This is a genomic window from Blautia sp. BCRC 81119, from assembly GCF_003184505.1.
GTDB lineage: Bacteria > Bacillota > Clostridia > Lachnospirales > Lachnospiraceae > Blautia_A > Blautia_A fusiformis.
Map to the genome: position 1 here is coordinate 1 of NZ_QJHD01000009.1, position 16,242 is coordinate 16,242.

16 protein-coding genes, 1 pseudogene and 1 riboswitch are annotated in these 16,242 nt (G+C 45.9%); of the genes and pseudogenes, 4 read left to right on the plus strand and 13 right to left on the minus strand.

Annotated elements, in window-relative coordinates; all coding sequences use genetic code 11:
* Positions 1 to 143: 143 nt before the first annotated feature.
* From DMI82_RS06980 to pcrA, 8 genes and pseudogenes are all read right to left on the minus strand, one after another.
* A pseudogene (locus DMI82_RS06980) lies at positions 144 to 605 on the minus strand (virulence RhuM family protein); the annotation flags it as partial.
* Positions 606 to 692: 87 nt separating this feature from the next.
* Positions 693 to 2,186: a 23S rRNA (uracil(1939)-C(5))-methyltransferase RlmD gene (gene rlmD / locus DMI82_RS06985; RefSeq protein WP_110102926.1), complete on the minus strand. Its 1,494-nt coding sequence runs from the start codon at positions 2,184 to 2,186 to the stop codon at positions 693 to 695.
* A 160-nt stretch (positions 2,187 to 2,346) separates the two neighbouring features.
* Positions 2,347 to 2,577, minus strand: coding sequence for a hypothetical protein (locus DMI82_RS06990; RefSeq protein WP_015526073.1), 231 nt, complete (start codon positions 2,575 to 2,577; stop codon positions 2,347 to 2,349).
* A 219-nt stretch (positions 2,578 to 2,796) separates the two neighbouring features.
* Complete coding sequence (locus DMI82_RS06995) at positions 2,797 to 3,150, minus strand: CGGC domain-containing protein (protein ID WP_110102927.1); 354 nt, start codon at positions 3,148 to 3,150, stop codon at positions 2,797 to 2,799.
* A 36-nt stretch (positions 3,151 to 3,186) separates the two neighbouring features.
* Positions 3,187 to 3,942 carry an ABC transporter ATP-binding protein gene (locus DMI82_RS07000; RefSeq protein WP_021651662.1) on the minus strand — a complete coding sequence of 252 codons (756 nt, stop codon included), beginning with the start codon at positions 3,940 to 3,942 and terminating at the stop codon, positions 3,187 to 3,189.
* Positions 3,942 to 5,027 (minus strand): FecCD family ABC transporter permease, encoded by a 1,086-nt coding sequence (locus DMI82_RS07005; protein ID WP_227574163.1) that lies wholly within the window; start codon positions 5,025 to 5,027, stop codon positions 3,942 to 3,944. Before DMI82_RS07005 ends, DMI82_RS07000 begins: the two co-directional genes overlap by 1 nt.
* Positions 5,028 to 5,041: 14 nt before the next feature.
* The gene (locus DMI82_RS07010) at positions 5,042 to 6,136 is read right to left on the minus strand and encodes an ABC transporter substrate-binding protein (protein WP_021651660.1); all 1,095 of its coding nucleotides are present in this window, start codon (positions 6,134 to 6,136) and stop codon (positions 5,042 to 5,044) included.
* 103 nt (positions 6,137 to 6,239) lie between these two features.
* Positions 6,240 to 6,535: riboswitch (cobalamin riboswitch) on the minus strand.
* A gap of 98 nt (positions 6,536 to 6,633) precedes the next feature.
* Positions 6,634 to 8,877: a DNA helicase PcrA gene (gene pcrA / locus DMI82_RS07015; RefSeq protein ID WP_110102975.1), complete on the minus strand. Its 2,244-nt coding sequence runs from the start codon at positions 8,875 to 8,877 to the stop codon at positions 6,634 to 6,636.
* A 145-nt stretch (positions 8,878 to 9,022) separates the two neighbouring features.
* Between pcrA and DMI82_RS07020 the strand changes: the two genes are divergently transcribed.
* Positions 9,023 to 9,643 (plus strand): DUF1836 domain-containing protein, encoded by a 621-nt coding sequence (locus DMI82_RS07020; RefSeq protein WP_110102928.1) that lies wholly within the window; start codon positions 9,023 to 9,025, stop codon positions 9,641 to 9,643.
* A 130-nt stretch (positions 9,644 to 9,773) separates the two neighbouring features.
* On the opposite strand, the gene DMI82_RS07025 is transcribed toward DMI82_RS07020, so the two are convergent.
* Positions 9,774 to 10,091 (minus strand): YerC/YecD family TrpR-related protein, encoded by a 318-nt coding sequence (locus DMI82_RS07025; RefSeq protein WP_015526079.1) that lies wholly within the window; start codon positions 10,089 to 10,091, stop codon positions 9,774 to 9,776.
* A gap of 239 nt (positions 10,092 to 10,330) precedes the next feature.
* Between DMI82_RS07025 and DMI82_RS07030 the strand changes: the two genes are divergently transcribed.
* Genes DMI82_RS07030 through DMI82_RS07040 form a run of 3 tightly spaced genes read left to right on the plus strand, consistent with a single transcriptional unit; the run spans position 10,331 to position 12,488 of the window.
* Positions 10,331 to 11,020 carry a YesL family protein gene (locus tag DMI82_RS07030; RefSeq protein WP_110102929.1) on the plus strand — a complete coding sequence of 230 codons (690 nt, stop codon included), beginning with the start codon at positions 10,331 to 10,333 and terminating at the stop codon, positions 11,018 to 11,020.
* Positions 11,020 to 11,961, plus strand: coding sequence for a TIGR01212 family radical SAM protein (locus tag DMI82_RS07035; RefSeq protein WP_015526081.1), 942 nt, complete (start codon positions 11,020 to 11,022; stop codon positions 11,959 to 11,961). The genes DMI82_RS07030 and DMI82_RS07035 overlap by 1 nt, the downstream gene beginning before the upstream one ends.
* Before the next feature lie 14 nt (positions 11,962 to 11,975).
* Positions 11,976 to 12,488 (plus strand): DUF4364 family protein, encoded by a 513-nt coding sequence (locus DMI82_RS07040; RefSeq protein ID WP_059086750.1) that lies wholly within the window; start codon positions 11,976 to 11,978, stop codon positions 12,486 to 12,488.
* Between the two features lie 28 nt (positions 12,489 to 12,516).
* Here DMI82_RS07040 and DMI82_RS07045 read toward each other — a convergent pair whose 3' ends face one another.
* The 4 genes from DMI82_RS07045 to DMI82_RS07060 form a co-directional block, all read right to left on the minus strand.
* Entirely contained in the window at positions 12,517 to 13,839 is a 1,323-nt protein-coding gene (locus DMI82_RS07045; RefSeq protein ID WP_110102930.1) for a replication-associated recombination protein A, read from the minus strand.
* A gap of 182 nt (positions 13,840 to 14,021) precedes the next feature.
* Positions 14,022 to 14,786 (minus strand): polysaccharide deacetylase family protein, encoded by a 765-nt coding sequence (locus DMI82_RS07050; RefSeq protein ID WP_110102976.1) that lies wholly within the window; start codon positions 14,784 to 14,786, stop codon positions 14,022 to 14,024.
* A 102-nt stretch (positions 14,787 to 14,888) separates the two neighbouring features.
* Positions 14,889 to 15,509: a cytidylate kinase-like family protein gene (locus DMI82_RS07055; RefSeq protein ID WP_110102931.1), complete on the minus strand. Its 621-nt coding sequence runs from the start codon at positions 15,507 to 15,509 to the stop codon at positions 14,889 to 14,891.
* Positions 15,510 to 15,519: 10 nt separating this feature from the next.
* Entirely contained in the window at positions 15,520 to 16,230 is a 711-nt protein-coding gene (locus tag DMI82_RS07060; RefSeq protein ID WP_092071187.1) for an ABC transporter ATP-binding protein, read from the minus strand.
* Positions 16,231 to 16,242 lie beyond the last annotated feature (12 nt).

Genomic DNA, 16,242 nt, shown 5'->3' on the forward strand with positions numbered 1-16,242 from the left:
ATATGTTGTGTTCATATTTATATTATACTATGGTTTATTAGTTAATACAATTACTATTTTGTCCATCTTCAATTACTTGCATAAATTCGATGGACGCGTCTTATATCCCCATAGCTGAAGCAAGGAGTTTTACGACGCATTGGATAAAACACTTTCTCGGATGCACGAATATCACGGATTCTCTCCAACAATTCCTTGAAATATCCACCGCCACCTAGATTTTTCAAACGATCATCATCTAAAGCAAAACCTTTTCTCATGTATTCTTTTAAAATCCCAGTTGCCCAAATTCTGAACTGTGTTCCCTGTTTTGATTTTACACGATAGCCAACAGAAATAATAACATCAAGATTGTAATAGTCTACATTGTAAACTTTTCCATCAGAAGCAGTTGTTGCAAATTTTGCAACAACTGAATCCCGCTGTAATTCACCTTCGATAAATATATTTTTAATATGTCTGGAAATGGTTGATTTATCTCTCTGAAACAATTCTGCCATCTGATCAATGGACAACCAGACGGTATCACCATCAAAAGTAGTTTCAACTTTCGTCAGACCATCCTCTGTCGTATAAATAATCATATCTGCTTTTTCTTTGTACATAAATTAATTTTCCTCCAAAATCAGATACATTATCAATGTGAACAATTTAAAAAATAGAAATTCAACACAGCCACTATGACAAAATCATTATTCTGCATCTTTACCATTTATAATACGGTAGTAATCATCCATATCCACGCTGAGTTTTACCGTGGTATCTGGTTTTCGGTTGCTCAAGAGGCACACGGTCTCAACATGAACGCCCTGGCAGAACTGATCCACTGCACAGGCGTGGGTCATCTCATATCCTGCCTCATAAAATGCCGGGAGGTCTCTCACAAGACTTGTAACTTTGCAGGAAATGTATACGATCTGGTCTACGCCGTAAGCCAGGATCTTTGGAAGGGCTTTGGGGTGAACGCCATCTCTGGGCGGATCAAGGATGATCATATCCGGTTTCTCCGGCACATCATCCAGAACCTTCAGCACATCCCCGGCAATAAAACGGCAGTTATCAATGCCGTTAAGTGCAGCGTTTTCTCTGGCGGCTTTTACCGCGTCTTCCACGATCTCCACGCCGATCACCTCACTGGCAACGGACGCCGCAAGCTGGGCAATGGTGCCGGTTCCACTGTAAAGATCAAACACCACCTTGTCTCTGGTATCTCCTACATATTCCCGCACCTTGGAATACAGGATCTCTGCAGCCAAGGAATTTGGCTGGAAAAAGGAAAAGGTGCTGATCTTAAATTTCAGTCCAAGAAGTTCTTCATAGAAATAATCCTTTCCATAAAGGATCTTCGTCTCGTCGCTCTGTACCACGTCGGATAAAGAATCATTTAAAATGTGCATGATCCCCACGATCTTCCCTTCCAGCGGAAGTGCAAGAAGCTGATCTTTCAGAGGCTCCAGATCATATTCTTCCTGGGTGGTGGTTACCACATGGACCAGGATCTCACCACTTGTGACGCCTCTTCGAAGAAGAAGATGTCGAAGATACCCCACATGTTGCAGCTTTTTATAGAAGCTGGCATTACGCTCCAGGAAAAACTCCCGCACACAGACCAGAATCTTCGTCATATCCGGATGGACCAGCTTACAATCATCCGTATTCAGGATATCGTAAGTGCTTCCCTTCTTGTGAAGTCCAAGGGACAGCGGCCCATCCTTATACTCATCCCCAAAGGAAAACTCCATCTTATTGCGGTACCCGAACTCAATAGGACTGCCATAAATCCCATCCCAGTGATATAAACGATCTGCAGCCTCAGCTTCTTCTGTCCCATCACCATTCTTCCCGATCTTAGCCAGGCTCTCTCTTACTGCCCCATCCAGAAGTTCCCTCACCTGACGCTCCTTCATCTCCTTCTGTGCCTCATAGCTCATGGTCTGGTACATGCAGCCGCCACATGCCGGAAACTCCTGACAGGCAGGTTCTCTTGTTTCCAGGGGAGATTTCTCCAGGACCTCCAGAAGACGTCCTTCCGCCCGGCCGGAACGTTTCTTATTGATCATAAACCGGACTTTCTGTCCCGGGATTCCGTTTTTTACAATTACTTTCTGGTCATCAACCCAAACAAAACCTTTGTTTGGAAATTCCACTTTTTCTATAATACCTTCGTAAATTTCACCTTTTTTCATAAATCCTCTTTCTGTTTTATAACTAGTGCAGCGTTTCACGGTCCGTCTTCAAAAATCAAGCCCCGGTATCGCGCCGGGGCTTCAATTATCCGCTTCTCATATTCATACATAACAGACAGCCATTCTGATCTGCTCAAAACAGCCTCTGCAGTGAAAGTTCTTACTCTTCCTCATCCTCGAAATAATCATCGAAGTCATCATCAAAATCTTCTTCAAAATCTTCCAGATAATCCGGAGCGAAGAAACGGTATACTGCAAACGCAATACCGGCAACAGCTGCAACAGCACCGATGATCGCCAGTACCCAAAGGACTGTGTTCTTATCTTTCTCTTCTTCTTTTTTCTTCAGTGTTGCGAGCAGTTCTTCAAGTTTTGTTGTATTTAAATTCATAACACTGCACCATCCTTTCTTTCTGTTCGGCTGTACTTTCTGTCAGTAAATCTGCAGCGCAGCGTTTTTTGAGGTCGCTGCACCCGAGCCTTTTTTTAATGTTCTTATTATACCACCATATGTCTGGTTTTACCAGAACTTACACAAATTTTCGCAGAAACATTCTGTAAAAAAATCGCCGTATTTCCGGCATTTCCGGAAAGATACGGCGGTTTTCTCTTATTCTTTATGGGTTCCTCGGATCACTTTGATCCCGCGTTCTTCTATCAGACCGCAGATCTGTGTTATCCGCGGACATTCCTTTTTTTCCTCATTCAGACGGCATACCCCGACATGGATGACGCTGATCTTTTCAATGACCAGCCGATCTGCCTTTTCCAAAATCCCCTCATCTTCAGCAGGTTCTTTTGCATTGGTTTCTTTGCATCCGTTGCATGTCATCACAGCTGCCAGAATCGTATCTTCCGGATAGCCGGAAAAAAAATCTCTTCTTTCCCGAAATGCAGACAGACATCCTGCCCTGGTACACACATCATTGGAATTAAGGCATGTCAAAATCCCGATCTTTTTCATCTTTTTCCCTCTATGCATCCCGCCTCACAGCCAGAATCATAAAAACAAAATATGCATCTTTCCGCGGCTGTCGTAAACGATCTCCGCTTCTACTTTATAGATCCTGCGGATCAGCTCCGGGGTCAGGACTTCTTCCGGCGTTCCGTAACCTTCCAGAACTCCGTCCTTCAGTACATAGATCTTATCACAGTATGCTGCTGCAATATTCAGATCGTGAATAGCGGAGATCACGGTTACATTAAGTTTTTTCACCAGCTCCATCAGCATGATCTGGTGGGTAATGTCCAGATGATTGGTAGGCTCATCCAGAATCAGTGCAGAGGTCTGCTGGGCAAGTGCTCTTGCCAGGATCACCCTCTGCTGCTCTCCTCCGGAAAGAGTGGAAAAGGTACGGTCTGCAAACGCCTCCATCTGTACGGTTTTCAGCGCTTCATCCACGATCTGGTAATCTTTTGCATTGTCCCGTTCCAGAGTCTTTTTATGAGGCGCACGCCCCATAAGAACCACCTCGCGAACCGTAAAATCAAAATTATAATAATTGTGCTGTGCCACCACGGCCATTTTTTTCGCAGAGCTTCGAACACTCATGGAATGAAGCTCCTCGCCGTCCAGATACACGGCTCCTGCGTCTGGTTTCAGAATACGGTAAATGCATTTCAGCAAAGTGGATTTTCCGCTTCCGTTTGGTCCGATGATTCCTACCAGTTCCTTATCCTGGGATTCCATGGAGATTCCCTTCAGGATCTGTCTGGCGTGAAAGCCAACCTGAATATTTTCTGTGGTGATCTTCATTACCGGGCACCTCCGAATCCATAGGATTTCCGCACAAGCAGATAAATAAAGCAGGGAGCACCGATAATGGATACCAGCACACCGATGGGCATCTCGGAATTTTTAAGGATCACACGACATGCCACATCGCACCAGATCAGAAACGATGCACCAAGAAGCGCACTTAAGGGGAGCAGTTTTCTGTGATCTGTTCCAAAAAGGATCCGGACCACATGAGGGATCACCAGTCCCACAAATCCGATTACACCGGCACAGTACACGGCAAATCCGATCATAACAGAAGCAACGATCAGATAAAAAGTCCGCAGTCTGTGCAGATCTGTTCCAAGGGTAATGGATACGTCATCTCCCAGAAGCATCAGATTCAGGTTCCGGTACTGCGTCCAGAAAACAGCCACGCACACCAGCGTGACCGGAAGCATTACACCCACTCTGGTCCAGCTTGCTCCGGCAAGACTTCCCATGCTCCACTTCATAACTTCTGTTGCCGCATTTTTGTCATTGGTAATATAAATGACAAAATTGGAAAAAGCAGAACAGACTGCGCTGACCGCCATTCCCGCAAGGATCAGTTTTGCGGAAGTTGCCTTTCCACCCATGTTTGCAATGGCGATCACCGCAAAAGAAGTGATCATCGCGCCAATGAAAGCTGTGATTCCCACAGAGTTTCCGCCAAGAAAGCTTCCGATTCCAAGCATGATGGCCAGTGTGGCACCCAGAGATGCACCAGATGAGATACCCAGCACATACGGGTCTGCCAGCGGGTTCTGCACGATAGCCTGCATCACCACGCCGCACACGGAAAGAGCCATTCCAACTGCCAGAGCCAGAAGGACTCTAGGCAGCCGGATCAGCCACACAACATCATGAACTGCGCCTTCCGCATAGGCGGACAGACTTTTTATATGAAACAATTTATAAGCGATAACGCTGTATACATCCTTCAGTGACAGATCCGCATTTCCAAAAGTGATGGCTGCAAGTATGGAAAAAATAAGGAATCCTGCAAGTCCGATGAGAACTGCCACATACATGGATGTTCTGAGCACCTTATCTTTTTTTCTCTGTGAAGCTGTTTCTTTCACTGCATTTTCTCCGATCAGTCAAGATTTACGTCCGGATATAATCCCTTTGCAAAAGTTTCGATTCCGTCCTGGGTACGTGTTGCACTTGCATACATCTCACTGAGCATGATCGGGTAAACACGTCCGTTCTTTACTGCGTCAAGGCTCTTCAGGGACTCATCATCCTGGATCACTGCAAGCTGGCTGTTCTTAACAGTTTCCGGATCATCTCCTGCATATGGCATGTAAACCACAAAGATCACGTCAGGGTTGGCTGCGATGATATCCTCTTTTCCAACGGTGGAAGCATCCGGGTTTGCAAGAGTTGCGCCTAACTGTGTTACCATATCTCCGCCAAGGCTCTTTACGCCATAGTTTGTGATGTCATCTCCAAGAGGCTCCAATACCATTACGCTTGGTTTGTCTTTTACATCTGCAGTTGCAGTAAGAGTTTTGTCGATCACTGCTTTTGCATCATCAACGATAGCCTGTGCTTTGTCCTGTACATCGAAGATCTTTCCGATATTTAAGATATCTGTGAATTCATTTTCCAGTGTTCTGTCGCCGTCCGGACGAGTATTGGTGTTGTAGTAGGTGTTGCAGCCTTTGTCGATCCAGTCTGTTACATTTCCCAGATTCTTATCAGAGAAAAGAGAGCTCCAGGATAAGATCATGTCCGGCTCCAGCATTGTTACAGTTTCAAGGGATGGGGTAAATTCGTCAAGATAATTTGTTTTTGAGAATGCTTCTTTGAGATCTTCCGGAACTTCATTATCAAGACCTGCGGTAGCTACCAGGTGGTCTTCCAGACCAAGTGCGAGCATAGTCTCAATGCTTCCCTGATATACAGCAAGGACTTTTTCCGGTGCTTTTTCATAAGTGGTTTCGATTTCGTTTCCATCGTAATCATAGGTTGTGATGGTCAGAGGATATTCTGTCTTGGTTGCCTCTGCGGAAGAATCTTCGGTGTCTGCAGACTCTGTACTGTCTTCTGCTGCCGGCTGGTTGTCTTCCTTGATGGTCTCGGAGTCTGCTCTCTCTGCGGCATAAACAGCCGGAGCTGCTGATACGGTCATTGCCGCTGCCATTACCATTGCCATGATTCTTGTGGATACATACTTGTTTTTCATTTCATTTCCTCTCTTTTCGCCTGTTTTATCTCCTGTTGCCTATGGGTAACCGAAAAGATGGGGCTTCATAAAATCTGCACGGAACACTTTGTACGGAAGCTCCCACTTACATACTGTCAAGCAGGTTTCCTGACTTACAGACTCAGAAAAAACTCTGCAAAATAAAAACTGATACACCATTCATCTTTTAGCCGATCATGAATGATGTATCAGAATTTTCTCCAGAATCTCTCTGACATCGGGATTTCGCCTTCTCACATGAGTTTCTGCAATGGCATGTGAAATCCCTTCTTCTGTATACAGTGGCCGCAACCGCTCAGGCTTTTTACCCGATTCCCTCTCACAGTATCCGGCAGCATATGTGCCGGTGATACTGTCCACTTCACAGCAATTCAATTACGCTGATACTGATTCTAACATACCGGTTTTCCAATTACAACCTTGAGGCCGGATTTTTACAGTTTTTTGCAGAAATAGTCTGCCCGGAGAGATCCCTCTCAGATCTTTTTCAGCTTGGCAAAACCGGCGAACATTTTTTTCACGCCGACTTTGTCAAAGTCTACCGTCACTTCGTAGTCTCTGCCGCCGTCTGCGATATTTTTTACGATACCGACTCCGAATTTCACATGACGGACCGTGTCTCCCTCACCATAGTCCAGGCTGTCCGCCTTCTTCACTGTGAAATCTTTTTTCTGCAGGGTGCTCTTTGCCTGGAAATTCATTTTCATCTGGGCATAGGCGCTTTTCGGAGATACGATATCATCTACCCTGGGCTTTTTCTCCTGAATGGTATGTCCAAGATCTACCAGTTCCCGTGGAACCTCCCTTACAAAACGTGACACACGGTTATACTGAGTCTCCCCACGGATCATCCGCTGTTTTGCACAGGTTAAAGTCAGTTCCTTCATGGCACGGGTGATCCCCACATAACAGAGCCTTCGCTCCTCCTCGATATCCGACGGATCACCGGACCAGATGGAAGCATACCCCGGAAAAACACCGTCCTCCATTCCCACGATAAATACATTTGGGAATTCCAGTCCCTTGGCACTGTGAAGAGTCATCAGCAGCACATAATCCTGATCCGGATCAACAGAATCGATATCTGCCACCAGTGCGATCTCCTCCAGAAATGCAGAAAGTGTTGCCGGCTGTCCGGCCTCCTCCATGGCTTCCTGGAAGGATTCTGTCTTGGAGATCAGCTCATCGATATTTTCGATCCTCGCCTGGGCCTCCTCCGTTTTCTCTGCCTCCAGTTCCTTCACATAACCGGTAAGCTCAATGACCTCTTCCAGGGTTTCACGGACTGTATAGGCCTCTGCCTTACTTTTCAGTCCCTGGATAAAGGATACAAAATCATTGATCTTTCCTGCTGCCCTGCCAATGGACGGTACTTCCTCCACCACGCGGAGCGCATCGTAAAAGCTCAGGTTCATCATATCCGCATAGTCCTGGACACGGCCGATGCTGGTGAGCCCGATCCCTCTTTTTGGCACATTTAAGATTCTGCGCACAGCCAGATCATCACTGGCATTGTCAATGGTCTTCAGATAGCTTAACAGATCCTTGATCTCTTTGCGGGCATAAAAATTCACACCGCCGACAATCTTATAAGGAACATTTGCCAGGAGAAATTTCTCCTCAAAGAGACGGGACTGGGCATTGGTCCGATAAAGTACTGCACAGTCCTTGTACTGGAATTTCCCGTTGCGGCGCCCCTGGATGATCTCTCCTGCAACATACTCCGCTTCCTCAAATCCGTTGTTGAACTGACGGAAATGTACTTTATCGCCCTCTTCGTTCTCTGTCCAGAGGCGTTTTTCCTTACGCTCTGTGTTGTTGACGATCACCTCATTGGCTGCATTGAGGATATTCTGGGTAGAACGGTAATTCTGTTCCAGGCGCACCACCTTAGCCTCAGGAAAAACCTTCTCAAAGCCTAAGATATTCCCGATATTTGCTCCACGAAAACGATAGATGGACTGATCATCATCACCAACCACACAGAGATTCTTGTATTTCTCAGCAAGAAGACTTACAAATTTAAACTGGGCAGTATTGGTATCCTGATACTCATCCACCATAATATATTTAAAACGTTCCTGATAATAGTCCAGGATATCCGGATTATGCTGAAAAAGCTCCACAGTCTTCACGATCAGGTCATCAAAATCCAGTGCATTGTTTCCCCGGAGGATAGACTGATATTCCTTATACATACCGGCAATCTTCCGTGCATCCGGATCACCGCCCGCATTCAGCTCCATCTCTTCCGGTGTGATCATTTCATCCTTGGCATGGGAAATCTCAGCAAGAACGCCTCGTTCCTTGTAAATCTTGGTATTGATATCAAATTTCCGGAAGATTTCCTTCATGACTGTTTTCTGGTCGTCGGCATCATAAATGGTAAAATTACTGCCAAAGCCCAGCACCTCAATATGTCTGCGCAGGATCCTCACGCAGGCGGAATGGAAGGTGGAGACCCATACGCTCTCCGCACCCATTCCCGCAATTTTATTCACACGTTCCCGCATCTCACTGGCGGCCTTGTTGGTAAAGGTGATCGCCAGGATATTCCATGGGTTTACACCCTTTTCTTCCATTAAATAGGCGATCCTGTGGGTCAGCACTCTTGTTTTTCCGGAACCGGCTCCTGCGAGGATCAGAAGTGGTCCCTCTGTATGTACGGCAGCTTCCCGCTGCATAGGATTCAATGTGTCCAAAGCATCATGTATACTCATTTTGATCTCCATTTCTTTTTCCATATGAACAGTATCTTTATATACTATCATGACTTTACTTTCCGGTAAACCCACCTCTCTGAAAAAAAGTTTCTTTACAAGTAGTATTTAAAACTATATAATAGGGAGCAGAGGTGATAATGCGATGACAGAAAACGAAAAAGAAATGATGAACAGCATTTTTGCAAAAATTGCTGAGCTTGATTATATAAAACCCGATGAAATTCCCAATATTGCTCTTTACATGGATCAGGTCACAACCTTTATGGAAGATAATCTCGCTTCCACCAAGCGTCATAATGATGACAAGATCCTGACCAAGACCATGATCAACAATTACGCAAAGAACAAGCTCCTTCCCCCGCCGGAAAAAAAGCGGTATTCCCGGGAGCATCTGCTGATGCTGATCTTTATCTACTATTTTAAGAATATCCTCTCTATCAGTGATATCCAGACCCTTCTGGGACCGATCACCGAGAAATACTTCAAGTCCGTTACAGAAAAGGACATGACTTACATCTACCAGGAGGTTTTCAGTATGGAGCAGTCACAGATCCGTTACCTGGAAAAGGATCTTATGCGCCGTTTCAAAAGTGCCGGAGAAATTTTTGAGGACGCCGACCCGGAGGATAAGGAATTCCTTCACCAGTTTTCCTTTATCTGTCTTCTTAGCTTCGACGTATACATGAAAAAAATGATCATCGAAAACATGATCGACCACATGAATTCCTCAAAAGATACGGATTCCTCAAAAAAAGACAAATAATATCCGGATCTCACATCCGGTCATAAACGTGCGTCGCCGGGCGCACCGAAAAAAAAGAGACAGACGCACGATCGCCTGTCTCTTTTTCGTTACAGCATTATCCGTTATCATCACGGTATGGACGTAAGCCTTATTCTGCTTCGCCGCCCTGCTCCCCGTTATCCTTCTTCATACGTGCAAATACCATCTCATAACCATCATTTCCATAGTTCAGGGAACGGTTCACACGGCTGATCGTAGCTGTGGAAGCTCCTGTTTTCTCGGAAATATCAAGGTATGTACGCTTATCAGTAAGCATCTTGGCTACCTCGAAGCGCTGAGATAAAGAAAGCAGCTCATTGATGGTGCACACATCCTCAAAAAATGTATAACACTCTTCCTTGTCCTTCAGGCACAGGATCGCTTCAAAAAGATGATCCACAGCCTCCGTCCTGATTTTTTTGCTCATTGTTACGCTCCTTTAAAATACATGAATTTCGTCTAATACAATACTGATATTTTAACACTCTAAATCGTGATAAGCAAGCCTTTTAGGAAAATTTAATAAACTATTTCTCTTTTTTGTCTTTCTATGGCGGACACATGATTTTCCCATTTCCACTGCCCCGGAAAACATTTGGGATTTGCTTTTTCTGCTGTGATTGGGTATACTTAAAGTAATATCCAAAAGAAAAGGAGACTTATCAAATGAATCGTTTTTTCAACATGGACAACAAATTCTTCGTGTTCATGGGACGCGTAGCAGACCTGCTTCTTCTGAATTTTCTGTGCATCCTCTGCTGCATTCCGGTTGTCACCGCAGGCGCCTCCATAACAGCTCTCTACTATGTCACACTAAAGATGGCAAGAGACGAGGAATCCTATATTGCCCGCAGCTTTTTCCACTCCTTCAAACAGAACTTCAAACAGGCGACCATCATCAATATCATCATGCTCCTCACCGCTGCTGTTCTGTTTATCGATCTTCGGATCGCCAGAGTCGGAAGCGGAGCTATGTACAAAGGACTTTTCAGTCTGTTCATTGCATTTGCACTGATCTATGCGATGATCCTTCTGTACATTTATCCGATCCTTTCCAAATTTTTTAATTCCGTCAAGAATACCTTTGTAAATGCATTCCTGATGTCCGTCCGCCATCTTCCGCTGACACTTTTGATGCTTGTGATCTCTGCGTCCCCACTCCTACTGATGTGGCTTTTTGCTTATGTGAGCTACGCACGGTTTACATCCATCCTGATCATGCTTTTTATTCTGATGGGATTTTCCACGCTGGCGTACTGGAAATCAAAGATCTTTGTAAAGATCTTCGATAACTATATACCGAAAGATGAAAACGAAGAAAACGGCGAAGAGAAAAACGAACCGAAAGAGGCATAATGAAGCGCTGGAACGACAAGCCTTATCACTCTCTGGACTATATGCTCCGGGAACGGTACGGCGAAAAGGTCTACCGGGTTGCATTAAACGGCGGCATGTCCTGTCCCAACCGTGACGGCACCCTGGGCAAAAAAGGCTGCATCTTCTGCAGCCAGGGCGGAAGCGGAGATTTTGCAGCAAACGCCGCTCTTTCCATTACAGAGCAGATCAACACACAGATCAAAAGTCTCTCTTCCAAACGCCCAATCCATAAATATATCGCCTATTTTCAGGCATATACAAACACATACGCTCCTGTGGAACACCTGCGTAAGATCTTCACAGAAGCCATCTCCCATCCGGATATCGTGGCACTGTCCATTGGTACCAGACCGGACTGTCTGGGAGATGATGTACTGGATCTTCTTTATTCCCTGAATCAGATCAAACCGGTGTGGGTGGAGCTGGGACTCCAGACTATCCATGAAGATACCGCCAGATATATACGGCGCGGCTATCCACTGTCCTGTTTTGATACTGCAGTGAAAAATCTCCGCGCAGGCGGCATCGAAGTAATCGTCCACACCATCCTGGGGCTTCCCGGCGAAAGCCGGAAGGATATCCTGGAAACAATGGCTTATCTGAACGCCATGGATATCCAGGGGATCAAGCTGCAGCTTCTTCATGTACTGCGTGGTACAGATCTTGCCGCTGATCATGAAGCCGGTCTTTTCCGCACTTATGAACGGGACGAGTATCTGAACCTTGTCATTGACTGTCTGGAACATCTCAGACCGGATATCGTGATCCACCGGGTCACCGGCGACGGACCGAAGGATCTGCTGATCGCACCTTTATGGGCCAGCCGCAAACGAGAAGTTTTAAACCTTCTTCATCACCGGATGAAAGAAAGAGCAAGTTTTCAGGGAAAAGCTCTCGAAGCCCTTTCCCGCAGCCAGTAAAAAGGAGGATTCTTATGGCATCACCTTTTACAACCTATAAGCTTATTATTTTATATATGCTGCAGAATTCCGATGGGGATCTCACAAATTCCCAGATCACCGATTTTATCCTGGACCGGAAATACACCAATTATTTTCAGCTCCAGCAGGCAGTTTCCGAACTTGTGGAGGCAGATCTGGTGGAAATGTCTTCACAGTCCAACCGCAGTTACTATCGACTGACCTCCGAGGGAAAAAACACTCTGAAATATTTTTCCAAAGAACTTTCCTCTGACATCAAGAAAGAAGTGGAAGAATATCTCAATTCCCTCCACTGCAAGATTGAAGAACATCTCCTGACTCCTGCAGATTACTATCCCACCAAAGAGGGCAGCTACTCGGTACGTCTGCGGATCATCGAAAGCGGCGTCAGCATCGTTGATCTCAGCATCAATGTGCCAAATCTTGCTGCTGCACAGTCTGTATGTGAAAGCTGGCCTTATAAATACCAGAATGTTTATGACAAAATAATGGAGGAGCTTCTCTGAGAGGCTCCTCCGTTTTACTTATATTCATTTATTTCGCTTCTTCGTGGATCTTCTTCATATGCTCTTTCAGTTTCTTTTCATATCCCATATCACTGAGCTCGTAAAAATGTTCTCCTTCGATTTCTGATGGCAGATACTGCTGTTTTACATAGTGGTTCGGATAATCATGGGCATATTTATATCCGATACCATGACCCAGACTTTCGTGGCCACCATAATGGGCATCCTGCAGATGCACCGGAACGGTTGTCTTCTTCGCCTTCACGCAGCGCATGGCTTCCTGTATGGCATTTACTGCAGAATTGCTCTTGGGTGCACAGGCCATATAGGTAACTGCCTGGGAAAGAATGATCTGGGACTCCGGCATTCCCACACGTTCCACTGCCTGTGCTGCTGCCGTTGCCACGCAGAGGGCCTGGGGATCTGCGTTTCCGATATCTTCGGAAGCAAGGATCATGATCCTTCTTGCGATAAATTTCACATCTTCTCCTGCATAGAGCATTTTTGCCAGATAATAGACTGCCGCATCCGGGTCGGAGCCTCGCATGCTCTTGATAAAGGCAGAAATGATATCATAATGATTGTCCCCGTTCTTATCGTAGCGCACCACCCGCTTCTGGATACACTCAGAAGCCACCTCAAGGGTCAGATGGATCTTACCGTCTGTATCACGGGGTGTGGTGAGGATTCCCAGTTCTATGGCGTTTAAGGCGCTTCTGGCGTCTCCTCCTGCCATATCTGCCAGAAACTCCAGAGCATCCTCCTCGATCACCGCCCCATAGTTTCCCATTCCACGTTCCGGATCGTTAACCGCACGCAAGATCAGTTCCTTTATCTCCGGTATCTCCAGGGACTTCAATTCAAAGATGATCGATCTTGAAAGAAGCGCTCCGTTTACCTCAAAATATGGATTCTCTGTTGTGGCCCCGATAAGAATGATGGTTCCGTCCTCCACAAAGGGAAGAAGGTAATCCTGCTGGCCTTTGTTGAAACGATGGATCTCATCGATGAACAGAATGGTCTTTTTCCCATACATGCCGAGATCGTCCTGTGCCTGCTTTACAACTGCTTCCATATCTTTCTTCCCTGCTACGGTTGCATTGATCTGGGTAAAGCTGGCGCTTGTGGTATTGGCGATGACTTTTGCCAGGGTGGTCTTTCCGGTTCCCGGAGGGCCGTAAAAGATAACAGATGTCAGCTTATCCGCCTTTATGGCACGATACAGCAATTTATCTTTTCCTACGATGTGCTGCTGTCCCACCACCTCATCCAGCGTTCGCGGACGCAGCCTGGATGCAAGAGGTGACTCCTGATCCAGCGTTTTTGACTTTGCGTATTCAAATAAATCCATGGCTTTCACTCCTGTATTTTCTGTAAAAAGCGGATATTCACGATCCGTATTCTTTTCATAGATTTGTATCCGGCAACGATCGTTTCATTTGTTTCCGGCATACGGACAGATTCCTTATTTTTATAATTTTACCTGTTTGCACATAAAAAAGCAATCGTTTCTGCCTTTTCGGCAAATCACAGTTACATCACCAGCAGCTGATCTGCAGTTACCAGGTCATATCCTTCTTCCGTAAGCATATCCGCGATCTCCAGGGCCGCTTCCACGGAGGTAGAAAAGCTGTCATGCATCAGGATAATGGAGCCATCCTTCACTTGTCTTTTTACGATATTTTCCACAGAACGGACATTTTTTGATTTCCAGTCCAGGGTATCCACATCCCAGAATACCGGCAGCATGGTCACACAGAGCTCCAGATCCTTCGGCCAGGCACCGTAGGGCGGGCGAAGATACATGGGATATTCTCCAGTGATCTCGTAGATCTCATTATTCGTCTTTATGATCTGCTGACATGCCTGATCACCGGGAAGCTTATCAAGCTGCACGTGATCATACGTGTGATTACCGATGAGATGACCGTCTCTCTGCATCTGCGTTACGATCTCCTCATTTCCTCGGATATTTTTTCCCATAAGAAAAAATGTGGCATGGATCCCACGCTTCCGCAGGCCATCCAAAAGCAGAGGTGTATATGTTGCATGCGGTCCATCATCAAAGGTAAGAGCCACACGTGGACGATCCTCTTTTTCGCTTCTGTCAGAGGCTGTCTCAGCCACCGGTTCTGCTGCTTTTTGTCCGTACTGCGCCGCCACCAGCCGGAACATCCCCTCACCGGCGATCATTCTGGTCACCCGCATCCGAAATGCACTGTCTGAGATTTTTCCATATCCGCTGAGCAGGATCAATACCATTGCCACTACACAGAAATATTTTTTTCGCTTATCCATATTTCCCGCCGGATCAAATATACTTTTCCACAATATATGAAAAAATCCCCGGGAAAAGACTTTTGGCTTTTCTTTCCCGGGGAATATTCTCTGATATATGTCTTATTTTTTCAGGATCTCAAGTGCACTCTCGATCTCCTCCACGCATTTCTCATAACCAAGGGTACCGTTATCCAGGCACAGATTATATTTCGTCATGTCTGCCCAGTCAACACCCATGAAACGTTTGCAGAAATCTTCTTTGCGTTTGTCATCTTTATGCATGAATTTCTCAATGTCCTTTGTGGTTCCGCTGAGCTTCTTGCTTGCCTCACGGATACGGAAATCCCAGTCTCCGTAAACAAACACACGAAGAACATTGGAATAATCCTTCAGGATCATATTTGCACAACGTCCGATGATCACACAGGACTCTGTTTCTGCCAGCTGCCGGATCACCTTTGCCTGATAATTAAACAGGTTCTCATCGGATGTAAAATCCTTGCTCTGAGGCGGGATCAGCTCACCCTTGTAGATTCCGGACTTTGCAAAAAATCTCTGCTTTGTGCTGACATTTTCATCTGCCCTTCCAAAAAGCTGCTCATGAATGCCGCTCTCCTCAGATGCCATGCGGATGATATCCTTGTCATAGTAAGAAATCCCTAATTTCTTTGCAAGCTCCTCTCCGATGGTACGTCCACCGCTTCCATACTGTCTTGCAATGGTAATTACGAAATTATCCATGTCTTTCCCCCTACTCTCCAAGATATGCCTTCTGAACGGCCTCGTCATTCAGAAGATCCTCTGCCTTTCCATCCATAGTAATGCTTCCTGTTTCCAGAACGTACGCTCTGTCCGCAATGGAAAGAGCCTTCTTCGCATTCTGCTCAACCAGAAGCACTGTAGTTCCGCTCTCACTTACCTCGCGGATAATGTCAAAAATCTCATTTACAAAAATCGGCGACAGACCCATGGACGGCTCATCCATCAAAATGATCCTTGGTCTGCTCATCAGTGCACGTCCCATGGCAAGCATCTGCTGCTCACCACCGGAAAGTGTTCCGGCACGCTGTCCTTTACGTTCTTCCAGACGCGGAAATCTCTTGTATACACTTGCAAGACTCTCTGCGATCTCTGCCTTGTCCTTTCTTGTATAGGCTCCAAGGAGCAGATTCTCATAAACGGACATATCCGCAAATACACGTCTTCCCTCCGGAACATGCGCCATACCCATCTCTACGATCTTATGCGCCGGTGTTCTTGTGAGGTCTTTTCCCTCAAACACAATGCTTCCGGACTTCGGAGAAAGAATTCCGGTAAGTGTCTGAAGTGTGGTTGTCTTTCCGGCGCCATTGGCACCGATCAGCGCAATAACCTCTCCCTGATTTACATGAAAAGAAATTCCCTTCAGAGCCTGGATCACACCATAATAGACCTGGAGGTCCTTTACTTCCAACATTGCCATTGTCTCGTTCCT

What these genes read in the sequence shown, in the direction of transcription:
- DMI82_RS07045 (WP_110102930.1), bottom strand. Translation starts at nt 13,839, where the DNA reads ATGGATTTATTTGAATACGCAAAGTCAAAAACGCTGGATCAGGAGTCA.
- DMI82_RS07040 (WP_059086750.1), top strand. Translation starts at nt 11,976, where the DNA reads ATGGCATCACCTTTTACAACCTATAAGCTTATTATTTTATATATGCTG.
- DMI82_RS07025 (WP_015526079.1), bottom strand. Translation starts at nt 10,091, where the DNA reads ATGAGCAAAAAAATCAGGACGGAGGCTGTGGATCATCTTTTTGAAGCG.
- DMI82_RS07010 (WP_021651660.1), bottom strand. Translation starts at nt 6,136, where the DNA reads ATGAAAAACAAGTATGTATCCACAAGAATCATGGCAATGGTAATGGCA.
- DMI82_RS07020 (WP_110102928.1), top strand. Translation starts at nt 9,023, where the DNA reads ATGACAGAAAACGAAAAAGAAATGATGAACAGCATTTTTGCAAAAATT.
- DMI82_RS07050 (WP_110102976.1), bottom strand. Translation starts at nt 14,786, where the DNA reads ATGGATAAGCGAAAAAAATATTTCTGTGTAGTGGCAATGGTATTGATC.
- DMI82_RS07030 (WP_110102929.1), top strand. Translation starts at nt 10,331, where the DNA reads ATGAATCGTTTTTTCAACATGGACAACAAATTCTTCGTGTTCATGGGA.
- pcrA (WP_110102975.1), bottom strand. Translation starts at nt 8,877, where the DNA reads ATGAGTATACATGATGCTTTGGACACATTGAATCCTATGCAGCGGGAA.
- DMI82_RS07035 (WP_015526081.1), top strand. Translation starts at nt 11,020, where the DNA reads ATGAAGCGCTGGAACGACAAGCCTTATCACTCTCTGGACTATATGCTC.
- DMI82_RS07060 (WP_092071187.1), bottom strand. Translation starts at nt 16,230, where the DNA reads ATGGCAATGTTGGAAGTAAAGGACCTCCAGGTCTATTATGGTGTGATC.
- DMI82_RS07055 (WP_110102931.1), bottom strand. Translation starts at nt 15,509, where the DNA reads ATGGATAATTTCGTAATTACCATTGCAAGACAGTATGGAAGCGGTGGA.
- rlmD (WP_110102926.1), bottom strand. Translation starts at nt 2,186, where the DNA reads ATGAAAAAAGGTGAAATTTACGAAGGTATTATAGAAAAAGTGGAATTT.
- DMI82_RS07000 (WP_021651662.1), bottom strand. Translation starts at nt 3,942, where the DNA reads ATGAAGATCACCACAGAAAATATTCAGGTTGGCTTTCACGCCAGACAG.
- DMI82_RS06990 (WP_015526073.1), bottom strand. Translation starts at nt 2,577, where the DNA reads ATGAATTTAAATACAACAAAACTTGAAGAACTGCTCGCAACACTGAAG.
- DMI82_RS06995 (WP_110102927.1), bottom strand. Translation starts at nt 3,150, where the DNA reads ATGAAAAAGATCGGGATTTTGACATGCCTTAATTCCAATGATGTGTGT.